Origin of the sequence: Shewanella pneumatophori, from assembly GCF_023283895.1 — a bacterium.
In the GTDB taxonomy this organism is placed as follows: Bacteria; Pseudomonadota; Gammaproteobacteria; order Enterobacterales; family Shewanellaceae; genus Shewanella; species Shewanella pneumatophori.
The window spans coordinates 238976-252054 of record NZ_JAKILB010000002.1 but is presented as its reverse complement, the minus strand read 5'-3'; the positions used below and the strand labels follow the sequence as shown (position 1 = coordinate 252054).

At 40.8% G+C, this 13079-nt stretch carries 16 protein-coding genes; 9 read left to right on the top strand and 7 right to left on the bottom strand.

The window, feature by feature from the left end:
• Positions 1–186: 186 nt before the first annotated feature.
• Positions 187–1263 carry a hypothetical protein gene (locus L2740_RS04130; protein WP_248948860.1) on the bottom strand — a complete coding sequence of 359 codons (1077 nt, stop codon included), beginning with the start codon at positions 1261–1263 and terminating at the stop codon, positions 187–189.
• 125 nt (positions 1264–1388) lie between these two features.
• On the opposite strand from L2740_RS04130, the gene L2740_RS04125 reads away from it, so the two are divergent.
• From L2740_RS04125 to L2740_RS04085, 9 genes are all read left to right on the top strand, one after another.
• Complete coding sequence (locus L2740_RS04125; protein WP_248948859.1) at positions 1389–1643, top strand: hypothetical protein; 255 nt, start codon at positions 1389–1391, stop codon at positions 1641–1643.
• A 186-nt stretch (positions 1644–1829) separates the two neighbouring features.
• On the top strand, positions 1830–3380 hold the full coding sequence (istA, locus tag L2740_RS04120; protein ID WP_248948858.1) for an IS21 family transposase: 1551 nt from the start codon (positions 1830–1832) through the stop codon (positions 3378–3380).
• Positions 3381–3390: 10 nt separating this feature from the next.
• The gene (locus L2740_RS04115) at positions 3391–4173 is read left to right on the top strand and encodes an ATP-binding protein (protein ID WP_248948857.1); all 783 of its coding nucleotides are present in this window, start codon (positions 3391–3393) and stop codon (positions 4171–4173) included.
• Positions 4166–4642, top strand: a complete 477-nt coding sequence (locus tag L2740_RS04110; protein ID WP_248948856.1) for a hypothetical protein — start codon at positions 4166–4168, stop codon at positions 4640–4642. The genes L2740_RS04115 and L2740_RS04110 overlap by 8 nt, the downstream gene beginning before the upstream one ends.
• Positions 4623–5843 (top strand): tyrosine-type recombinase/integrase, encoded by a 1221-nt coding sequence (locus tag L2740_RS04105; protein ID WP_248948855.1) that lies wholly within the window; start codon positions 4623–4625, stop codon positions 5841–5843. The genes L2740_RS04110 and L2740_RS04105 overlap by 20 nt, the downstream gene beginning before the upstream one ends.
• A 348-nt stretch (positions 5844–6191) precedes the next feature.
• Complete coding sequence (locus L2740_RS04100; protein ID WP_248948854.1) at positions 6192–6806, top strand: hypothetical protein; 615 nt, start codon at positions 6192–6194, stop codon at positions 6804–6806.
• 275 nt (positions 6807–7081) lie between these two features.
• Positions 7082–7666 (top strand): RHS repeat-associated core domain-containing protein, encoded by a 585-nt coding sequence (locus L2740_RS04095; protein ID WP_248948853.1) that lies wholly within the window; start codon positions 7082–7084, stop codon positions 7664–7666.
• Positions 7666–8010 (top strand): DUF1493 family protein, encoded by a 345-nt coding sequence (locus tag L2740_RS04090; protein WP_248948852.1) that lies wholly within the window; start codon positions 7666–7668, stop codon positions 8008–8010. The genes L2740_RS04095 and L2740_RS04090 overlap by 1 nt, the downstream gene beginning before the upstream one ends.
• A 211-nt stretch (positions 8011–8221) precedes the next feature.
• A protein-coding gene (locus L2740_RS04085) for an IS3 family transposase (RefSeq protein WP_248948851.1) occupies positions 8222–9372 on the top strand; the annotation gives its coding sequence in 2 pieces (ribosomal slippage) (positions 8222–8459 and positions 8459–9372; 1152 coding nt in all).
• Between the two features lie 311 nt (positions 9373–9683).
• On the opposite strand, the gene L2740_RS04080 is transcribed toward L2740_RS04085, so the two are convergent.
• The 6 genes from L2740_RS04080 to L2740_RS04055 all read right to left on the bottom strand — a co-directional run bounded on the left by L2740_RS04080 (position 9684) and on the right by L2740_RS04055 (position 12991).
• On the bottom strand, positions 9684–10139 hold the full coding sequence (locus L2740_RS04080) for a hypothetical protein (protein WP_248948850.1): 456 nt from the start codon (positions 10137–10139) through the stop codon (positions 9684–9686).
• A 4-nt stretch (positions 10140–10143) separates the two neighbouring features.
• Complete coding sequence (locus tag L2740_RS04075; protein WP_248948849.1) at positions 10144–10731, bottom strand: RHS repeat-associated core domain-containing protein; 588 nt, start codon at positions 10729–10731, stop codon at positions 10144–10146.
• A 45-nt stretch (positions 10732–10776) separates the two neighbouring features.
• Complete coding sequence (locus L2740_RS04070) at positions 10777–11364, bottom strand: Fic/DOC family protein (protein ID WP_248948848.1); 588 nt, start codon at positions 11362–11364, stop codon at positions 10777–10779.
• The gene (locus tag L2740_RS04065; RefSeq protein ID WP_248948847.1) at positions 11354–11509 is read right to left on the bottom strand and encodes a hypothetical protein; all 156 of its coding nucleotides are present in this window, start codon (positions 11507–11509) and stop codon (positions 11354–11356) included. Before L2740_RS04065 ends, L2740_RS04070 begins: the two co-directional genes overlap by 11 nt.
• Before the next feature lie 68 nt (positions 11510–11577).
• Positions 11578–12354: a tyrosine-type recombinase/integrase gene (locus L2740_RS04060; protein ID WP_248948846.1), complete on the bottom strand. Its 777-nt coding sequence runs from the start codon at positions 12352–12354 to the stop codon at positions 11578–11580.
• Between the two features lie 157 nt (positions 12355–12511).
• Entirely contained in the window at positions 12512–12991 is a 480-nt protein-coding gene (locus L2740_RS04055) for a hypothetical protein (RefSeq protein ID WP_248948845.1), read from the bottom strand.
• Between the last annotated feature and the right edge of the window lie 88 nt (positions 12992–13079).

The window sequence follows — 13079 nt, the reverse complement described above, 5'->3', positions numbered from 1 at the left end:
CTTATTTGGCTATGCGGTTGTTTTCTATTGGAAACATGGTAGCTCTGGAGCGTAATATGCATAAAAGCACAAAAGGAATTGTATGAGTGCATATTCCACTAAAACTTTACTCCTGATCCGTTAGGGAATTAACTGAAATCCAAATAGGAATTAACACTGCAACGGAAATGAATTAACAGCTACTTGTTAACCTAGTGTCTCGGCTTTTCTTAGAGCAGATTCGAGAGTTTGATTCTTTATTGTTGGTGTTGCATAAGCACTTCTGTAGATTTCAGAAAGTTCGGCATGATCAATCACAGACAAAATTAATAAAGCAAAGTCATCGCCTTTATGCAGAGTTTTGGCTTTCTGAATGAGTAGTTGGTAGGTTTCTTTATACAAGACAAAAAGACACTGATAACTTAGGTTGATTAAGTTTGGATAGCCTAGGCACTGAGCTGTTTCAGACGCGACAAACATGCTTGGTAGAAACAATTCACGGTGTTTGTTCTTGTCACTGCAATTTGGATTGAAAACGCGAAACTTGATCGTAGCTCGACCGTTCGGTTTGCACTTTACATCTGCGAGAGTGTTTTCAATGTAACGACAAAAAATGAACAAACACCTAAATGCTCTCAAATCTATACCCTTTTCAGGGAAAAGGCTCAGGAATAAACGGAATACGAGTCTAAGCAAAATTTGATTGCTTGTAATAAAGAACCGAGAACGCTCAAAGCTGTTTTCGAAATAGTCATGCTCATTATTGAGTATCAGAATAATTAAAAGTACAGCGCACAAAGCGTCCAAATTGGTCTTGCTGGCCAGATTATCTATGTCTGGCTTGAATTCACCAGTATCAAAGTCTCGCACACATACCTGAATGTCTCTGGGCAGACAGCAAACCATTGATTCTAATTCTGCGTTAGAGCATCGGCTAGAAGTTATAAGTCGCCATATAGGATGTGAAATGAGATCCGTGGCTTGATTGTCTAGCCGTTCGAGTTTTAATAATGGGTCATTGCGTGAGAACTTTTCGCCTTCAGACTTTCTTTTTAGGTGCCTATAGATAGACCTAAACACGGTATGTGACTTACCAATATTGTCATCTGATATGAGTAATTGAGCCAGCATATAGGGGCTCGAGGCTCCTCGTTTGTAGCACAACTCTTTGACCCACAAAATTGATATCAATTCCTGCAATCGAGTCGGTAGTTCCTTGTAATGTGTGAGGCAGCTCCCTGGCGAATCGTCCACCTTCTTTTTCGTAACTTTGAGCAAGGGCATGCGACCTCCTCAGGGGATGACACTAAACAAAAAAATTTTGGTACTTACGAGAAACACCACTAAGTCTAGTCTTAATCCGATTATTAATTCATCAGTTTGTCTTAACTGATCTTTCGGAGAACAACATGAGTGATGACGAAGTTGAAGAATTGGCCAAAAAGTTAGAGCAAGACTTATTGAAAATGTATAGAAGCCCGGTGTTAAAGGGCCCTGAGCTGCAAAAGGCACTGGGTTACAGCTCAATATATGCATTGCGGCAGGCCGTTGTTCGAAAAACGTTGCCTATAAAAACATTTACCGTTGCAAATCGAAGAGGCACACATGCATTGGTTAAAGATATTGCTCGTTGGTTAGCAGAGAAAGCACGGGAGGAAGATTAGTGAACTAACTTTTTGGTGGCGTAAAAATGACAAAGCCCCATAGCTGGTAACTTTGGGGCTTCGCGATTGTTGTCGAATTTGATAGTGCGACGACACAAGCTTTGTCTTTAGTCGGTACTTTGTCAAGTTATCGTTTGATGGCTACTGGCTTCTTGCACCTTTATTTATTAGCAAGGGGACATCTTTATGTTATCAAAAGAAATTAACTGTCTAACAGCACGGTTGTTGCAGACAACAAACCTTTCACTTCGAGCAGTTGCCAGAGCAACAGGCTGTTCTCACGTTAGCGTGCATTCTCTAAAGAAGAAAATGCAAGAAAACCAGCTTACTTGGCAGCAAATGCAAGTAATGGATGAAACTGAATTGACAGCGATTTTGCATCCAAAATGGCCATGTCGAAACGTTAACAAAGTAGAACCTGACTGGGAAAAAGTCATAGCCTACATAAGCCAGCCAAAGCAAACCATCTTAAATGCGTACCATGAGTATGTGAAACATTGCGAACCGGCCAGAGCATATAAATACACGCGTTTTTGCGAAATGCTAAGGGCAGTTCAAAGGAAGAATAAACTAGCCATGCGACAGCTGCGAAAAGCAGGCGAAGTCGCAATTGTCGATTATGCTGGAACAAAAATTCCTTATGGACTGAGAGATGCAAAAGAGAGGAAGTTTGCGAGCATATTTGTCAGTGTTCTTGGCGCATCTATTCGCCTTTTTGGATACGCAACTAATGGTCAAACAACGAAAGACTGGATTGAAGCGCATGAGAAGATGTTTGAGTTTTACGGCGGGGTGTCCGAAATTGTTATACCCGATAATCCAAAGGCACTGGTTGTTAGGTCAAATCCCGAGAAAGTATTAAATGCAAACTATGAATCGTTTGGGAATCACTATGGCGTAACAATCTTGCCTGCAAGGCCCGGAAAGCCTAAGGACAAAGGTGTAACTGAAAGTGCAGTTGGATTTGTAACGAGTCGCATTTTAGCTCGAATGTTGAAGATGGAATTCGAGACCATTGATGAAATCAATGAATACCTTAGTAAGGAAATCGACAAGCTAAATGAAGCTCCATTTCAAAAATTGAAAACATCAAGACAAAAGCTACTCGATGAAGTTGATAAACCAGTATTAAGACCGCTGCCCAAAACTCCATTTGCTCTGATCGAAAAAGTGTTCAACATGACTGTTCCGTCCGATTATTCGTTACTAATTGATGACCACTATTATTCCGTACCTCACAAATTGGCTCATAAAAAGGTAATCGTTCACCTTACATCAAAGTTTGTTGAAGTGTTCCACCAAGGCGCTGCTGTGGCTAGGCATAAGAGATGCGAAGTTATTGGAGAGATTACCCGTGATTACGAGCATATGCCGCCAAATCATCAGTATATGGAAGATAAAGACCTTGAGTTCTACTGGGATTGGGCAAGTGATTTTGGGGAAAACACACAGCAATTGGTTGCCATTCAATTTGATGGCAAAAGCAAAAAATCACGGCTGGCCAATGACCGTTGCCGCAAAATAATGAAGTTTGCAGAAAAATCAGAGATCTCCGCTTCAGATTTCGAACGAGCCTGCCAGTTTGCTCTCAAGTACCAACAGATATCACCGACACGCCTCAACGCGATAATTCAAGCGAAGGCATACCGCATCGATGATGGTGCTCCAAAATCAATTCCAAACATGCCCGCTACAGATAAATATTTGCGCGGCTCTGACTATTTCGTTTTCAAGTAAGGGGACGACTATGAATTCACAATTAATACAACACTTTGAATATCTGAAATTGCCAGTTTCGATGGCAGTTTATGAGCAGGTTGTTGAAAACAACAACCTAGATTTGGAAACAATGGATAAAGTAATGAATGAAATACTTTGTCCCCAAGTGGATGCCAGAGTTGAAAACTCGCAACGCCTAGCTAGACGAAATGCTACGCTGAAATGGCCCCAGGCAAGCATGGATAAGATTCCAACAGATAAACATTCTCCATTTTCTAGAAAGGATATTGCTAAGTTACGTTCGTGTGGTTGGGCTAAGCGACAGCTAAGTATATTACTAATTGGCGCTTCAGGACTTGGTAAGACAACGATGGCATGTGCACTAGCAAATGAAGCGATCCTCAAAGGTTACAAAGTTAAATCAATCTCATACATGTCCCTGATTGATAACTTAACAAATGCAAAAACAGAAGCCACAGGCAACGAACACCTCAAGGCAATGAAGTTGATTAACATGTTTATGCGCGTTGATATCTTGCACGTTGACGATTGGGGACTAAAGCCGCTGTCTAAAGATGAACAAACCGAGCTATTTCGGTTTGTAGAGGCGCGAGAGGGTAAAGGCTCATGGGTAATTACATCTCAATTTGATGTTTCTGATTGGCACAAAGCGATAGAAAACAATTACATTGGCGATTCAATATTAGATCGTATCGCACACACGCCTTATCGTTTCATATACAAGCTAAGGGATGGCGTTGACTCTTTTCGCAAGTTAAAGGCTAAGAAAGAGGAGCAATATCATGGTTGATCGCTACCTTGATGTCCTAGGACAAATCAACCTAGATGAACTGCACATCCAGCAAGCATTTGACTATTACCGCAACCGGTTTCGGGAAAGTCTAACAGCGCAGAAGTTTGTGGGTAACAACTGCTCAATAGATGTTGAACTGCGAGATAGTACAGCTATTGGTTACTGCGACCGAACGATGGGCTGCAATATTCCAAAGCCCAAAACGGCTGAGGGTGCAGCCATACGAGGCAGTTTGCAGCGCGTCGGCTTGGTCCGAGCTACAGGGCATGAACTGTTCCGTGGATGCGTAGTGTTTCCGACTTTTCATGACAATGGAACGGTGATATCGGCGGTCGGTTATCGGATTGGTCGTGTGCGCTCTGGTGATAAACCTGTTGTCTATTGGCGTCGTCCAGAGCCGAAAGCATTTGTGGATGCTGGGATGGCTTTTGCCAAAGAGTTAGCGCATGGACAAGCCTACCACTAAGCGCATTTGGCGGTGCGCGAAGTACTATTTTGAGCTTTGCCTAGCCAAAGGGCAAAGCTCTGATACCGTTCGGGGTAAACGCGGAGGACTTAAGAAATTCTTCTTATGGTGTATTGAACGAAACGTTACTTACATCGACCAAATCGACTTAGACTTAATGGACGACTACGCAGCCTATCTGAATGCCTACAGAAAGCCCTTGGATGGACAACCCCTTTGCCCAGCACAAAAACGGAACTTACTCACATTTGTTAAAACATTCGTGAAGTACATGCATATTAAGAAACTCCTACCAACTAACCTGCTTGAGAACATCGAATTACCTTCAAAAGGTGAGCAAATACCTAAAGCGCTGTATACGACTGATGAAATAGAAACCATTTTGGAACAGCCGCTGCTATTCGGGGTTAAAGGTTTGCGTGACCGCGCTATTCTTGAAACCTTTTTTGCCACTGGGATAAGACGAGGGGAGTTAGTTAAGCTAAATATTGATGACGTTGATTTCAATAGCAAGTTGGTTCGAATCCACGGCAAAGGTAAAAAAGAACGTTTGGTGCCGATTAGCCAAAGGGGATGTGAATGGTTAGCTTTCTATATTGGGAAGATTAGACCGATGTTCGCATTTATCGGCTCAGGGAAGGCCTTGTTCTTAGCTAACAATGGTAAACGCTACGTGCCAAGTAAATTGTCTGATACAGCATCGCGGTATGTGAAACTCGCAGGTTTTGACCGCACAGGTGCTTGCCATTTGTACCGCCACAACACCGCGACAACAATGCTGGATAATTTGCTAAATAGGCATGTTTGCCCTGATTTGAATGGAAAGTGGGTTGGGGAGATTACATCTACGTTCAAAAATGAAAGCGGAGAGTATTTTTCCAAAACTGTTGAGATGTTAATTTCCGCAGATTTTATCGGTTTTGATATTCGCCTAAAGTCTTTAGATAAATATCAAAGAAGTACCGTCGTACAGAGTGAAGTATTTAGAGATGCTAGAGATGGGAATTTTTACTTATCTTATCTTTTTGAATCTGTAATAGATCAACCTTTGCCCACAGATAATAGCAAATTTGATGGTGCAGCAAAACTCACTGTCCGCTTTGACGAAAACAATATTGTATTGGTTGGAACTTACTGGACTAATAGAGCGTGGCAGCGCGGGCAAAATACAGCAGGAAAAATTGAATTGCGACGGGAATAAGTAGATCCCTTAATTGGATCAGGCTTTTGCTGATTGATGTGCTGACGCCCGCCGATGTTAGGTGGTTAGGGATATACACTGACTTTAAAGTTGCTATCAATTCAATATGTCTTAAGTGTTACTGAAGTTTTGTTGCTCACCAAATTAATATCTCTAAACTTTTAGTGCCTGTTTAAAAGTTCTGCATAACAGCAGCTCAGATTCTTATGATGAATTTTCTTCTAAACAAAGTGTTTTTCTACAGCCCATTTCAATTTATTTCTAATAATCTGCTACTATCCCGTTGCGGCTGGCCTGGTCGTTTGTCGGTTTGATATAAATTGGCAACATAATGTGCAGGGAGATTTAATGATGGATGTGTTTATGGAACTTACTTCTGAGAACGGAGTATTTGCTCTCGTCGGAGCCTTTATTGGCTTCGTTCTTAGCAAATTTCTTACTGTAGTAAAAATCCGAAAAGTCAATGCAGAACAAGAAAAGTTGGTCGTTCAGACACTAGGGATGAAGGAAAAGTATAAAAGGCAGCGCGAAGCATGGAATGAGAAAAAAACGCCTCAAATTACTGCGTTAATAAATGTAATTCCAGCGAAAAAGACTGACGTATCACCCTCCTACCAGTTTGAAAGGCTTGATAACAAATCTTTTTTTAATGTTGTAGTTCTGGTCACTAATTTCGGGGATAAACCTGTCACCTTAGAAAGTGTCAAATTCTATGGTCAGGAAATGTTCGTAGATCATGGTTACGGTTCAAACAAACCAGAATTAGAGCAAATCCAGAAAGACCTTCTTGACGCTAACGAAATGGTTATACGGCCAGATACTTGTGAAGAATTTAAGCTAAGTTATAACATTGGGATGCGCTTTAACGAAAGAATGGCGATAGATGTCACCATAAGGGCTAGAGTTGGTAATCATCCGTCAACAGAGATGAAGTACTCTAAGCCGCTAGTATATATTTATTAGTGGTTCCTAGGCTCTCAAGGTTGGATCATTATTTAATCTGAAAAATATTGGTTTTTCTTTCCAAGTACTTTGGAGCCAATTGATTTTCATATTACTCAGGTACCATGATTCAACTCCAAATACTGCATAACACTGAATCCAATGACATCGATTAGTACTGTAGTGGTATTAATCTTTGGAACCGAACAATTCAACTTTAAGGCCATAGCTATACACTAACATTCGAGCATGTCAGCATTTATCCCAAAGCGTGTTACGACTTGTAAAATCGATAAATGTATATGCAGGCACGATACTATGATCCAGTCATAGGTCGTTTCTACTCGAATGATCCAATCGATGCAGTTTCTCATTTAAGCAATGAAGAAGGTATTAGAGGGTTCAATAGATATTCATATGCTGTGAACAACCCATATAAGTATACTGATCCAGATGGCAAAGCTATTTGCGGTGGACTTTGTGTAATCGGTGTAGGGTTAGCTGTCGGGTATGCTTTTGATTTAGCTGTTGAAGCAATCAGGGGTGAAGATAATTCAACTGGAAATACCGCTGGAAACGTAGCAACAGGTGGTGCTGTCGCAGCAACAGGGCCATTTGCAGATAAGCCAAGAGGTGGTATTGCAGGTGGTGGTAAAGCAGGTACTAAAACTTCAGTAGCAAGTAAAGCTAATCATAAAGCGGCAAAAGATGGAAAAATTAGTAAAAAAACTAGCCATAAGGTTACTAAAGTTTTAAGAAAAGTTCCTTATGTCGGTACTGCCATAGCTGCTGGGCAACTTGTCGATGCTGTTGTTGATAGAGTTCAAAAAGAAACTGCGACTACTGAAAAAGTAGAAAGCAAAGAATTGGAAAAACAATAATGCCAGAAAACAATACCTTTAATAGCTTCATCAACGATTCTGGGTTGTCAGATTATTACAAATCAAATTCTGATTTGGAGTTGAGGCTGTACCATGATTTAAATATTTATGGTGACATAGCTGAAAGTTGCATTGAAACACTAAGTGATAATTATGGTGTTGATATTTCGAGTTTTAGATTTGGGGATTATTTTCCTGAAGAATTCTCTGGAAAAAGTCATTTTCAAAAAATGTTGTTTAGTCTAATCCCTTTTTTGAGAGCATCCAAAGAAGATAAGGCTGACTTTAAACCTCTTACGTTTTTAATGCTGAAAAATGCGATAGACAAAGGAAGATTGGTTTAGACTGTTTTGAGTTTTGAATCCAAAGCCTCGCACTCGCGGGGCTTTTCTTTTACTGCTATAGAAAACAAAACTACTTAATCTCCAGCTTTTTCGGATTTATAGTTCTAGTTATCACCCGAGCTGAATATGAGCGTGGGCTACATATTGGTAAGCCCCTAGAACAGTAGACACTTCATAGAGTTATAATGAACCAAAAAATATGAGGTGTTACATGCGCGGAAAACGTTATCCCGATGAGTTCAAAATTGAAGCTGTCAAACAAGTCACTGAACGTGGTTATAAAATCGCTGATGTGGCAGAAAGGTTAGGTATCACAACCAAAAGCTTGCATAACTGGATTAACAAGTTCGATAAGCCAGAGAAGCAACACATCACTATCGATAATCAGCAAGACGAAATTCGTAAACTAAAAGCAGAGCTTCGGCGAGTCACGGAAGAGCGAAATATACTAAAGGAGGCCGCCGTGTACTTTGCAAGCGAGTCAAAGAAAAGTACACGTTCATAAAGTCTCGACTCGACCAATATCCCATAGCCGTACTGTGCCGAGTGCTTAATGTTCATCATAGTGGTTTTTATGCTTGGCTAAAGCAGCCCTGCAGTAATCGAACCATTGAAGATAAGCGTCTTCTGGGAAAAATTAAGCAATTTTGGCTGGAGAGCGGTTGTGTCTACGGCTATCGAAATCTGACTTTAGACTTGAAAGACGATGGTGAAAGTGTCGGGAAGAATCGTGTTTATCGGATAATGAAGGACGCCAAGATAAAGGCTATACGTGGCTACAAGCGCAATCCAAGCTTTGGTGGTGGAAATGTTAGTCATACTGCGCCAAATACGTTAAATCGTGGCTTTGATGTCGCAGAACCCAACAAGGTTTGGGTGACCGACTTTACCTATATCCGTACTCATGAGGGCTGGCTATATTTAACAGTTGTTATTGACCTCTTCTCTCGCCAGGTCGTCGGTTGGACGATGAAAAACACGCCAAAAGCGGACTTAGTAATAGATGCGCTATTAATGGCTATTTGGCGACGTTCACCGAAAGATAAGGTTTTGATACATTCCGACCAAGGAGTGCAATATACCTGTTCTGATTGGCGGAGCTTTTTAAAAGAGCACAATTTAGAAGCCAGTATGAGTCGACGAGGAAACTGTCACGATAATGCTGTCGCCGAAAGCTTTTTCTCATTGCTGAAGAAAGATAGAGTTAAGAGAAAAATCTATAAAAACAGAGATGAGGCTCGCTCAGAAATATTTAACTATATCGAATATTTCTATAATCCAGTGCGTCGTCATGGTAGTAATAATGGACTGTCTCCTGTGCAGTTCGAAAAGCAGTACTTTGAGAAACAGTTAAGTGTCTAAGAAATTAGGGGCTTACCACTTTAAATTGATGACTGAAGTTGAAAGAAAGTTTAAAGGAAAAAACAAATTTCACAGCTTTTTTAATGAAGATGCAAAATCCAATCACTCTCAGCAGGCATTCCGAACGACGCCAGCATGAGATCCAAAGCAGATTGGCAGGCTATTCCGAAGGTTTCAGCAGATGAAGGCACAAAAACCGCTAATCTAGACCTTACGGTGAGAAAAGTGCGAAGCTTCTACTTCAACTCTGCTCTGACTTACAAGCTGCCAAAAATAAAGCCCCGCAAGAGCGAGGCTTTCAATTAATATTATCAGGATACAATGTTACATAGCTCTGCAAGGTCTATATCAAACCCAGGCTTATCTGTAAGTATAAAATAGACTTCAAACTTACTATTTACCCATGAAAGATAAGGAAGATTTGGATTTGTACTATTGAAAAGAAACTTACAGTGACTTTCTTTTACAATCTTTAAATTACTGTTGAATATACTTTCAAGCTTTTCTACCTCGGCTAACGAACCATTTTCTAGATACAACATAGCCAGTTCATTGCTTTGAATATAACCTAACCCAACATTTCCTGAGTCAGTTGTACCTATAATAAATGCAGGGCGGCTGACAGTATATTCAATATTATTTAGCTGGAATGAGTCACCATTTTTTAACCAATAATAATTACTTACTGCGTAGTTGTTAAAAAAAATAAGAAACACAGCAACTGGCCAAATTATAAGGTTTACCCAAATTAGTTTTGTCTTACTCATATAGTTATTCTCTATTCTCTTCAGGTTTAGGAGCCTCTGGTTGTTTTTGCTCTTTTGACTCATCATTACCTGTTATCCATTGCCATATTGCTACCAATCCATTTACAGCATTTTCCTCCGTACTACCCGGTATACTACCTCCACATGTAGTACCAACAATACAACCAGCTTCCGCAGCCTCCGCAGCCTCCGCAGCATCACTCAGTGTTTTCCTTCTTCGTTTAGCTAGCTCCTGCTCTACAGAACCAATACCTCCACAATCTCGCCCCCCAGACCTTACGCAATTTATATATGTTTCTTGGCGGAGTCTGTCTGCTTCCATTTCTTTTAATTTTGAATTTTTCAAATCTTCCGTTTTATCATCGAAGTTATAGAGTCCATAACCTGCGGCGGCAACCCCAAGACATGCCAATGCTGACAATGGTGTAAGACAAACAGGGCTTTCACCATTCGGGTCTTTGTACTTGTATGGGTTGTTGTTCCCATATGCATATCGATTAAATCCATGAACAACTGAATCATGTCCAGTTGCCCCAATCGGATCATTCGAGTAAAAACGCCCGATAAGTGGATCATAGTATCGTGCCTGCATATAAATTAGTATGAACTACCAACCAATAAAAATGTTTTTTACTATTTACGAAATGGCTTGAGTTAATATGCTGTGTAGCGGATTCAGGTCACCGTGATATCCCTTTACATTTGCATTAATCCATTCATCTTTTGATATGTCTGGCCAATGAACCGTTTTTCCCAAGAAGAAATATAACTCTTCGAAGAAAAAGCGCTGTGTTCTTCCATTGCCTTCTCTAAACGGGTGCACGACATTGAGCTCACAAAAGATATCTGTGATTTCATGAAAGAAGCTGGCTTTTGGGTTTTCCCAATCAAGAGCGCGGATTCTGGATAATTGCTTATTTAATTCTGCTTCGACTCTAGAGCAGGTACAAAAACGCGTATTTCCTTTGGAAATATCGACCATTCTTAACTTTCCAGCCCAGTCATAAACGTCTTGAAATAAATGAAAATGCAGGCCTTTGAAATGATTGAGATCAAATTCAGATAGGGAGGTAATACTCGAAGAATATTCACTGTAACGAAATGCTGTAAACTCTAGTTCTGCTTCAGTTAATTCATCATGGTTAGTGATGTTTAACTTATTAATGAGTACATCGGATTCAGGGTAACAATAACTATCCTGAATCACTCCATACTTATCTTGCATACTTAGCTTTTAAATCATCAATTGATTTGCCGAGCTTTTCTTTCTTGAAATACAAACCTTCGTAACGAGAGCTTGTCTCGAAATTGCTCATTTTAGGTACAAAAGTGCGAGTACCTTGTAGTTTCTTAATTGCTGTCGATTGCATAAATACCTCCAAAAATCACTCTAAAATTATAGCATCAACCTGAAGGCTATTTCTACCAACGGTTCAAACTAAAACAGTCCACTTTCACCTTGAGCTGAAGGGTGCGTATCATTGTAAACCTGAGTGAGCTTTTTCCGGCTGACATGGGTATATAACTGAGTTGTGAGAATGCTGGCATGGCCAAGCATTTCTTGGATATGGCGCAAGTCAGCACCATTATCAAGCATGGTTGTCGCAGTGTTATGGCGATAAAGGTGGCAAGCGCCAGCTCGGTCAAAACCAGCGAGTTTGACATACTGAGATGCCATATCAGACAGTTTACCCGGTTCATAACGTTTACCATTGTTAGCGAGAAAGAGTGCTTTTTCAGAGCCAATAAAGGCGAACATAGGTCGTATCTTCCCAATATAGAATGCGACCCACTCGCAACCTCGCTGACTGATGGGGACTAATCGCTCTTTCTTACCCTTGCCATAGACACGTAGCATTTTGTGGTCAAAATCAATATCGTCAATATTGAGCTTTACTAGCTCTCCACGTCGAATGCCTGTTGCAAAAAAGATCTCAAGTATTGTTCGGTTTCTTAGCCCTTTGATTCCAAATAGCAGCGGTTGCTCTAAAATTGTCTCAATTTCTTCAACTGAGTAGAGAGACTTTGGAATTTGATGCCCTTTAGATGGCAGATCGATATCTGCAAGCGAGTTGCTTGATAGTAACCCTTTAACGTACATATGTTTAATAAAGACTTTCACATAAGTCAGTAGGTTGCGTTTTTGAGCCGGACTTAACGGTGCATTATCAAGTGTTTTACGGTATGAATTTAAGTAGGCTGAGTAGTCATCCATTAAATCGATGTCAATTTGGTCGATATGCCTGATGTGCCGCGCTAGGCACCAAAGAAAAAATTTCTTTAACCCTCCTCGTTTGTTACGTACTGTATCGGAGCTCTGCCCCTTAGCGAGGCAAAGCGCCATATAATATCGAGTACATCGCCATATGCGCCTAGTGGTAGGTTTGTCCATGTATCAACTCTTTCGCAAATAACAGGCCTGCATCAACAAAGGCTTTTGGCTCTGGTTTACGCCAATACACAATTGACTTACCCCCACCTCGAACACGGCCAACGCGATAGCCAATCGCAGAGATGATACTGCCATTGTCACCAGCTGTCGGAAGCACTATGCAGCCACGGAATAATTCATGACCTGTTGAGCGAATTAACCCACAACGTTGTAGGCTACCACGAATAGCAGCTCCTTCAGGTGTACGTACGTTAGGGATATGCTTCCCCATGGTGCGGTCACAGTAGCCCATCATCACAGCATTTTTTACATCGTCGTCAACGCTAAAGCTTGCGGTGACAAACCTCTGTGCGAGCTTGCTTTTTTGATAACGCGCTTGGTAATACTCAAATGCTTGTCGAATATGAAGTTCATCCAGGTTAATTTGTCCAAGTACGTCAAGGTAGCTGTTAGTTATCATGGCTTTCTTCTTGGCCAATATTTGGGGTACCTATCAATTTTCTAATTGACTCACCTTTTAAGGTTTGTAGTGGTACGGTGAATTTGGC

Bases quoted from the DNA above. Each gene is read 5' to 3' on its own strand.
- L2740_RS04095 (WP_248948853.1), top strand. From the start codon at position 7,082: ATGTATATGCAGGCACGATACTATGATCCAGTCATAGGTCGTTTCTAC.
- L2740_RS04070 (WP_248948848.1), bottom strand. From the start codon at position 11,364: ATGCAAGATAAGTATGGAGTGATTCAGGATAGTTATTGTTACCCTGAA.
- L2740_RS04130 (WP_248948860.1), bottom strand. From the start codon at position 1,263: ATGCCCTTGCTCAAAGTTACGAAAAAGAAGGTGGACGATTCGCCAGGG.
- L2740_RS04125 (WP_248948859.1), top strand. From the start codon at position 1,389: ATGAGTGATGACGAAGTTGAAGAATTGGCCAAAAAGTTAGAGCAAGAC.
- L2740_RS04115 (WP_248948857.1), top strand. From the start codon at position 3,391: ATGAATTCACAATTAATACAACACTTTGAATATCTGAAATTGCCAGTT.
- istA (WP_248948858.1), top strand. From the start codon at position 1,830: ATGTTATCAAAAGAAATTAACTGTCTAACAGCACGGTTGTTGCAGACA.
- L2740_RS04090 (WP_248948852.1), top strand. From the start codon at position 7,666: ATGCCAGAAAACAATACCTTTAATAGCTTCATCAACGATTCTGGGTTG.
- L2740_RS04080 (WP_248948850.1), bottom strand. From the start codon at position 10,139: ATGAGTAAGACAAAACTAATTTGGGTAAACCTTATAATTTGGCCAGTT.
- L2740_RS04110 (WP_248948856.1), top strand. From the start codon at position 4,166: ATGGTTGATCGCTACCTTGATGTCCTAGGACAAATCAACCTAGATGAA.
- L2740_RS04075 (WP_248948849.1), bottom strand. From the start codon at position 10,731: ATGCAGGCACGATACTATGATCCACTTATCGGGCGTTTTTACTCGAAT.
- L2740_RS04060 (WP_248948846.1), bottom strand. From the start codon at position 12,354: ATGGATGACTACTCAGCCTACTTAAATTCATACCGTAAAACACTTGAT.
- L2740_RS04055 (WP_248948845.1), bottom strand. From the start codon at position 12,991: ATGATAACTAACAGCTACCTTGACGTACTTGGACAAATTAACCTGGAT.
- L2740_RS04100 (WP_248948854.1), top strand. From the start codon at position 6,192: ATGATGGATGTGTTTATGGAACTTACTTCTGAGAACGGAGTATTTGCT.
- L2740_RS04065 (WP_248948847.1), bottom strand. From the start codon at position 11,509: ATGCAATCGACAGCAATTAAGAAACTACAAGGTACTCGCACTTTTGTA.
- L2740_RS04105 (WP_248948855.1), top strand. From the start codon at position 4,623: ATGGACAAGCCTACCACTAAGCGCATTTGGCGGTGCGCGAAGTACTAT.